The sequence below is a fragment of the Pseudomonas sp. GD04058 genome, assembly GCF_029836855.1.
Taxonomy (GTDB): Bacteria; Pseudomonadota; Gammaproteobacteria; order Pseudomonadales; family Pseudomonadaceae; genus Aquipseudomonas; species Aquipseudomonas bharatica.
In genome coordinates, this window is the sequence record NZ_JAOECN010000048.1 from 26,023 (window position 1) to 33,164 (window position 7,142).

Annotated in this window: 9 protein-coding genes; 2 read left to right on the plus strand and 7 right to left on the minus strand. The window is 58.2% G+C overall.

The annotated features are described in order from the left end of the window. From N7650_RS25015 to N7650_RS25025, 3 genes are all read right to left on the minus strand, one after another. Nucleotides 1-1,500, minus strand: coding sequence for a DUF3375 domain-containing protein (locus N7650_RS25015; protein ID WP_071534481.1), 1,500 nt, complete (start codon nt 1,498-1,500; stop codon nt 1-3). Between the two features lie 651 nt (nt 1,501-2,151). Beyond that, entirely contained in the window at nt 2,152-2,643 is a 492-nt protein-coding gene (locus N7650_RS25020) for an RES family NAD+ phosphorylase (protein WP_031668293.1), read from the minus strand. Then, entirely contained in the window at nt 2,640-3,116 is a 477-nt protein-coding gene (locus tag N7650_RS25025; RefSeq protein WP_003294185.1) for an antitoxin Xre/MbcA/ParS toxin-binding domain-containing protein, read from the minus strand. Before N7650_RS25025 ends, N7650_RS25020 begins: the two co-directional genes overlap by 4 nt. A gap of 342 nt (nt 3,117-3,458) precedes the next feature. On the opposite strand from N7650_RS25025, the gene N7650_RS25030 reads away from it, so the two are divergent. Continuing rightward, complete coding sequence (locus N7650_RS25030) at nt 3,459-3,704, plus strand: AbrB/MazE/SpoVT family DNA-binding domain-containing protein (protein ID WP_003294186.1); 246 nt, start codon at nt 3,459-3,461, stop codon at nt 3,702-3,704. 506 nt (nt 3,705-4,210) lie between these two features. Here N7650_RS25030 and N7650_RS25035 read toward each other — a convergent pair. The 4 genes from N7650_RS25035 to N7650_RS25050 all read right to left on the minus strand — a co-directional run bounded on the left by N7650_RS25035 (nt 4,211) and on the right by N7650_RS25050 (nt 6,448). Continuing rightward, the gene (locus N7650_RS25035) at nt 4,211-4,474 is read right to left on the minus strand and encodes a winged helix-turn-helix transcriptional regulator (protein ID WP_347815659.1); all 264 of its coding nucleotides are present in this window, start codon (nt 4,472-4,474) and stop codon (nt 4,211-4,213) included. A 78-nt stretch (nt 4,475-4,552) separates the two neighbouring features. Then, on the minus strand, nt 4,553-5,368 hold the full coding sequence (locus N7650_RS25040) for a hypothetical protein (RefSeq protein ID WP_279900482.1): 816 nt from the start codon (nt 5,366-5,368) through the stop codon (nt 4,553-4,555). Nucleotides 5,369-5,489: 121 nt separating this feature from the next. Next, the gene (locus N7650_RS25045; protein ID WP_279900483.1) at nt 5,490-5,981 is read right to left on the minus strand and encodes an RES family NAD+ phosphorylase; all 492 of its coding nucleotides are present in this window, start codon (nt 5,979-5,981) and stop codon (nt 5,490-5,492) included. Continuing rightward, nucleotides 5,978-6,448 (minus strand): antitoxin Xre/MbcA/ParS toxin-binding domain-containing protein, encoded by a 471-nt coding sequence (locus tag N7650_RS25050; protein ID WP_009400156.1) that lies wholly within the window; start codon nt 6,446-6,448, stop codon nt 5,978-5,980. Before N7650_RS25050 ends, N7650_RS25045 begins: the two co-directional genes overlap by 4 nt. A 211-nt stretch (nt 6,449-6,659) precedes the next feature. Between N7650_RS25050 and ycaC the strand changes: the two genes are divergently transcribed. Then, on the plus strand, nt 6,660-7,142 hold a 483-nt coding region (ycaC, locus tag N7650_RS25055; RefSeq protein ID WP_279900484.1), incomplete at its 3' end, for an isochorismate family cysteine hydrolase YcaC.

The following is a 7,142-nucleotide window of genomic DNA, read 5'->3' on the forward strand; positions in this document are numbered from 1 at the left end:
TCACAACTCCCAATCGATGTCCTTGAGTGCCTCGTGGTCGAGTCCGACATAAGGCAGATTGAAGCGCCAGCGTTGCTCATCCTCGTCAACTAGCTCCACGAGCTGACGCTCCTCTTTCAGCACCTCAATACCTGCCTCGCGTGCCATCGCCAACCAGAGCGCAAAGGTTTCTAGGTCGTGAGCAGGTGGAAGCAAAGACGCAAGCTCCCCGAGACTCACAGGGCGCCCCTGCTCCGCCAGCACAGCTAGGGTGTCCTGAATCAGCGCTTCACGATCCAGCCCGTCGAAGGCATCCCAGAAGTCATCATCAATCTGCTCCAACCCCGCTGGCTTCAAACTCAGATCCAGCTCGCCCGTATCATCGTCATCCAGGGTCTTGAAGCGGAGACGCTCGATTGCCGGGATACCGGTAATGGCTACGCCAACTGGTGGTAAACATGCAGGCTTACGGCGTTCTGACTGGCGTTGCCAGTCGACGCTGAGCGCTAGATTGAAGAAGTCGTTGAGTAACTGTCCGACGCGATGATGCTCGGCGGCCAGCCCCGTCTTCATGAAGCCACGAACATCGCGCTCGCTTCGGGCGCGCGCTTGGAGCACAGCCTGCGACTCCCGAACCAGGCGTAACGCCAGCCAACGTAGCTCACGTTGCTGGGGACGATTCAGTGCCTTTGGAACCGCTGGATGACGAAGGATGGTGCGCAAACGCTCACGCATGGTTTCCAGCTCAGCGGACTGCCTCAGTTGCTGCTGGAAGCTTTCGAAGACACGCCCCTCGGGAGTGTTGAGTAGAGCATCTTGCCCGTCCAACAACCGATCGACGATTTCTCCACGGTGAGACTGCTCGCTGATGATCGAGTATCGAAGGGCGCGATCCGCCTCGCGCCAAGAGTCTTCAACTCGTCGAAAGTCCGCGCGTAGGCTGGTGGCCAGGTTATATACCTCGCGTATGCCCTCTATCGCCTGCGCTTCATCAAGCACGATGACGTTGCCAGCCTCTACCTGCGCTAGCTCGTGCTCCAAATCCTGTATTCGGCGGCGCAGGCTGGCAATACGGCCAGTTGGGCTGGGGTTCAGACCCGTTTCCAGGTTTTCGATCTCGCGCTGAACCACCGAAAGGCGAGATGCCGTGGAAGTCATGATCCGACTATCCAGCGAATCGACGAACTGGATGGCGGACTCCAACGCGTCGGTTGCATAGATACGCCCCTCTCGTTCTACGACCAGACGCCGCTTGATCCATTCACGAAGTTCACGACCTGCTTGGAGATGCGTTGCATCTGGGTCGATTTCGTAAAGTTCCTGGCTGGCATAAGCAGCCAGCATTTCGGACAGCGCTTGCAGCGCATCCTCCATGGGGATCCCATCATGCGCCCGCTCGAACAGCGTGCGCAGGCAGCCCAATACGAGCGGAGCACGCCGCGAGGCAAGCAAAAGCCAAGCGGGGTGCTGGCTGCGGGCGGATACATAGCGTTCTGAACGCTGTTGCGCGCTTTCTTCCATGACGGCCACATCGACAAAGGTTGTCTGAGAGCGAGCTTACCAAGCTAACCCGCTGCCTCATGATACGTATTTGTCCTGTCGGGTGGGCTCCGTTTAATGGTCCGCAGGGGTGGTGTCATTTGAATAGAGTGAGTGAAAAGCCAGGCCAGTCGAGGTTTAACGATTTATTCCGGGGGCGCACGCTGGATATTTGCGATTTGGCGGAGGGATCTGTCGTCACGAGGGTGTATTTGGCTAGTTCGGCGAAGAGATCCCTGTGAGCGTATGTGGCAGCTCAGTGGTTTTTGCGGGACTGCCACTGCCATCCTGCGGCAAGCCAGCGCAGCCACGGTGGCTATAGAGCGAAGTCTCGATGACCTATCAGTGAGCTGCTGGTGGATTAGCTGGGTGCGGCATGGGGATAGTGAATTTCCCCGGTGGTATCCCGTCGTTTCCTACTCAAAAAGAGCGGCGTCAGTTTAAAGGCCCAAGTGAGCTTTCACTGGCTTGGTTGCTGTGCCGTAGGCTGGGGCGTTGTAAATCAGGGGGGGACAGGTAGGGCCTGTTGTTCTGGCCGGTACACGTCCTGGTGCTACGGCTACGTGAAGAGCTGTCACGCAATCTTAAGGCATTCACCTGAAAGACACTGCTGGCTCAGCCAGCGCAAGCCACTCAGACCTTAACGAGACGCGTATCCAGGCCGAAGCGCTCTTGGCTGATCATTCGATACCTGCCATCGGCCAGCTCGCGACTGACAAGCAAGTTCCAAGAGTGGCGAGTGACGGCGGATGGGATGAGTACGAACGGATGCTCGGCCAGCAGGGCGTCTGCAAACTTCTGCTGGTTAGGTGAAGCGGATGCACTCGTCAGCCAGATAGGATTGGGAACATCTTCAGGCTGTACGACCTTGATAAGGCTTTGATCAAGCACTTCGAAGCATGTGAGCACATGCGCAACCGTATCCAACGCATCGAAGCCGGCATGCACCGCCACCTCCAGGATGGCGGTTGAGGGATCTGCCGATGCGTACACAACGTTTCGCCCCGGTGCGTTCCAGCGGCCACCCAGCTTGTGGGCACCAATGCCACTGTCCCAGGTGTCCTTGTAGAGCTCACGGTCGAGGCGCCATGCGTACCATGAGCCAGACCAGGGAAATGGGTTCACTGATAGACCCCGTACTCGATGCGCTCCAGATAGTCCTCGACTGCCTGAAAACCCACTGGGTTGTCGATAACGTCCAGCGGCACGTCACCGTCCAGATACTTGCAAGGGCGCCCTAGCCATTCTTCGGCCAGCTTTTGAGTGCCGAATACATTGATCGCGTGCTCCAGCACCTTCGCGTACTGAAATGCCACGGCGCTCTGTTGGGAGTTGAGGTGTGCTGGTTGCTTGCTGCCCTGGCGCTGAATCGTCCTGATGGACTTGCCCACAATGCGACTCATGATCTTCTTCGTCGAATACAGATCAGAAATCGCAAGCATGTCTTGCACGTCTTTCAGGTCGAAGCCTTTGACCGTGAGCCTGTAGACCATGACCGGACTGAGCTGGTCAGAGTCACTTTGGAAAAGGTATTCCGTTGGCCTACGGGCGGCGGGTGCTGCCTTGCGAGTGCGAGTGCGAGTGTCGGCGGAAACCATAGAGCATTCCTCCAGATGCGACATATGGCATTATTGTAGCGTCATTTGGCGCATCATGCAGCGGGTAAGTGCCTGGCATCTGGTATCGCTCTGTTCGTGGTCTGAATCGATTGAGCGCATTCCTGACGCCCCATTCCGGGTGCTCGTTCCCGACTTGCGCAGTTGAGTTGCTCGGGTGAGTTTTCGTCCACCGGCAGCAATGGCTGGGTAGACGCGTTCGTTACCTCTCCCTGAGCCTGCCCGCTCTTTGCTATGCTACCGGCCTGCGCCGCGGGACTTAGTTGGCAGCGTGCCACTGCCTCCCCCTGCGGACATCTCATCCAACCGTCTTCTGGAGCCGCGATGAAACATCACGTTGTGATCGAAGACTGGGACGGCGATGGCGCCATTCGCCTGCCTGACGACGTTCTACAGGAAATGGGCGTCGACGTTGGGGACACGCTCTACCTCCTTGAGGAATACGTGGGTACGACCCGCTGTCTGGTGCTCAGTAAGTCACCGCGCATTCCTGATCGCGTTGATGAACTGGTTGGCCACTGGGAGTCGTTTGGCGAAATCTCTGCCGAGATAAACGCCAAGGACGAGTGAGCTAACTGCCGCACTAACCCCGACGCATCTTGCACGGCTTTGGCCCCTGCGAGGGTAGAGTCTCCCACCAGAAAAGCATTGCTAACGTTGGGGCTTGCGCACTCCTGGGTTGCCTATATGTAAAAGCAACAGCAGAGGGCAACAAAACAAGTCGCTGCCCCTAGGCCGCCAGCCGCTTGTCGAAACTCAGGTTCGGTGAGAAGGCGGGAGGACGAGCCAGGGGCTGGCTAGGTGTCAAAATCGCTGGGGCCCATTTCGTTTTTTGTGCCCTAGATAACCACCCTTAGATACCGCTAAGAGCTATAAACTGTAGGCAGCTAGATAAGGCCAAAGCTTTGCAGGACGGCACTTAGAGGCATTTTTGAACGCTTGCCGCCAACCAAGATTCCTGTACCGCATTGGCCTCCGAAGGGGGGTCGTGGGTTCGAATCCCGCCGAGTGCGCCATACATGAGAAGGCCCAGGTGGAAACCTGGGCCTTTTTTGTTTTTCGAGGCTGAATCCTGTCTACTTCAGCACTTCCCAGCGCCCGCTTTTAGTTGGGCCCATATGGCGCACAACCCCCTCTGTCCGTAGCTTGTTCAAGTGATACTTGATGCCTTCGGGGGTCAGGCCCAACTCTCTTGCCAGTTCGAATCGTGTCGTGGTTGGGCGTCGGCGCAACTTCAACAGGATCTTCTCTCGCACCGTCTCGGGAGCGTTTTCTTGGGTAGTTTCTTGGGTAGTTTCTTGGGTAGTTTCTTGGGTAGTTGCCTCTGACCCCGCGACCACCCGGGTCAGGTAAACGTTAACGGCCAAGAAAAGGCCTGCTCTGAAAAGGGCAGGCCTTTTTTGTGTTACTGCCGTCGTTCAGAGCACCTTGAACGCCAGTTCCTGCTTCAGATCGAAGAAGTTCGGGTTCCTGATGCGCTTGGTACCTTTGTCACTGCCCAGTTCGACGCCACGGGCAGTGAAGTAGGTGCCTTCTAGCTTGACCTTCTTGCCCAGCAGCGCCTTCCAGATCTGCATTTCTTCCGGGGTGACCTTGGTCAGGTCGACCAGCCCCATGCCGTGTTCTTCACCCGGCAGGGACGCACTTTCGAAATACAACCACTCATCCCAGATTTCCGAGCCCTGCCTCACATAACCGATCAGCCGTTCTTCACGATGCTCGTAGTCCTGGTGCAGTCCTTCGATAGCCGCGATCCGGTAGCCCGGATCTGCCTGAAAGATGTAGTCGGCATTGCTGATCGGTACTTCCCTGGCGATATCCCTGGCGTAGTCGAAGGTCTTTTGCGAGATCGCCCCGGTTTCCATGAACGCCCCGCCCACTGCATCGGACTTGAGGAAAATCGCATAGGTCTCGAGGTTCAGCTTCGACATGAACAGGACCACACCAGGCGTGCGCAATGCGTGCAGGTAGTCATTCAACGTTGCGTCGAGACTGTAGCCGGCGCTAGAGAATGCCTTGTTCATGTATTTCGAATAGACGACCGACTGCTCCTTGGTGGGAAAGGCCATCTGGTGGGTCCTGCTCATCTCCCGCTTGAAGTCGCTTTCGTAGCGATCCCTGAACACGTTGGCGATCTCCTGTGCAGCGGCAGGGCTCAACGGCGCCGCAGGTTGCGCAGCGTATGCCAGAGTGCCGCAAAGCAGCAGGAACGAGGCGGTCATTGCCTTGAGCAAAATAATCTCCTTATTGATTCGCGTGGTCGCATCGCTCGCCCGACAGCATCTGCAACCTATCTACCAACGATGCAGGGGCGCGCGATTAAATCACAGCATTCATTGCGCGGAAAACATGGCACTACCCCTTCACCAACCGCGTATCCAGCCCAAACCGCTCCTGCCTCACCACCCGATACTTCCCCGCCGCCAGCTCGCAACTCATCAGCAGATTCCACGAATGCCGGCTCACCGCCGACGGGATCAACACGAAGGCATGCTCTGCCAGCAAGGCATCGACGAATTTCTGCTGGTTGGGCGAAGCTGCCGCGCTGCTGAGCCAGACCGGATTGGGCACGTCCTCGGGCTGTACGACCTTGATCAGGGTAGGGTCCAGTATTTCGAAACAGGTGAGCACGTGGCGCACCGTGTCCAGCGCATCGAAGCCCAGATGCACCGCCACTTCGAGAATGGCGGTCGAAGGGTCCGCCGCGGCGTAGACCACCTTGCGCCCCGGCGGATTCCAGCGCCCGCCGAGCTTGTGCGCACCGATGCCGCTGTCCCAGGAATCCTTGTATACCTCACGATCGAGGCGCCATGCGTACCAGCCACCGGACCATGGCAACGGATTCACTGATAGACCCCGTGCTCGATGCGCTCCAGGTAATCCTCCACCGCCTGGAATCCGACCGGGTTGTCGATCACATCCAGCGGTATATCGCCGTCGAGGTACTTGCACGGACGCCCGAGCCATTCCTCGGCCAGCCTCAGCGAACCGAATACTTCGATGGCACGCTCCAGGACCCGGGCGAACTGGAAGGCCACGGCACTTTGCTGGGCATTGAGGTGGGCGGACTCCTTGCTGCCCTGGCGCTGCAACGTGCGCACAGACTTGCCGACGATGCGGCTCATGATCTTGCGCGTCGAATACAGCTCGGACAGCGCCAGCATCGCCTGTACATCCTTCAGGTCAAACCCCTTGGCTGTAAGGCGGTAGACCATGACAGGGCTGAGCAGCCCGGCCTCTTCTCGAAGCAGGTACTCCGTCGGCCGGCGACTGGCACGGAGGGACTTGCGGGCATAGGTGTCGGCGACGGCCATGGCGTACTCCTTGAGGTGCGACAAGTGACGCAAGCATAGCGCCATTTGTCGCGACCCACACCAACAGCCCGTCGCCCTCCATTCGTTGTCCACCAGAGCGAGACAGTCATACCGTTTTCACCCGATTTATCCCGTTTCGAGAACGCCCTAATCTGGCCACACCTAGCGGCAACCACCCAAAACACACTTCTCGAACAAAAGGATTTCCACCATGACCAACGCCACCTACAACCGCCTGAACAAAGACGACGCCGTAGTCCTGCTGGTCGATCACCAGACCGGCCTGATTTCCCTGGTCCAGGACTTCTCGCCGAACGAGTTCAAGAACAACGTGCTGGCGCTGGCCGACCTGGCGAAGTTCTTCGACCTGCCGACCATCCTCACCACCAGTTTCGAACAAGGCCCGAACGGCCCGCTGGTTCCAGAGCTGAAAGAGATGTTCCCGGACGCCCCGTACATCCCGCGCCCAGGCCAGATCAACGCCTGGGACAACGAAGACTTCGTCAAGGCGATCAAGGCCACCGGCCGCAAGCAGCTGATCATCGCCGGCGTGGTAACCGATGTGTGCGTGGCCTTCCCGACCCTGTCGGCGCTGGCCGAAGGCTTCGACGTGTTCGTGGTGACCGACGCTTCCGGCACCTTCAACACCACCGTGCAGCAGGCCGCGTGGAACCGCATGACCCAGGCCGGCGCA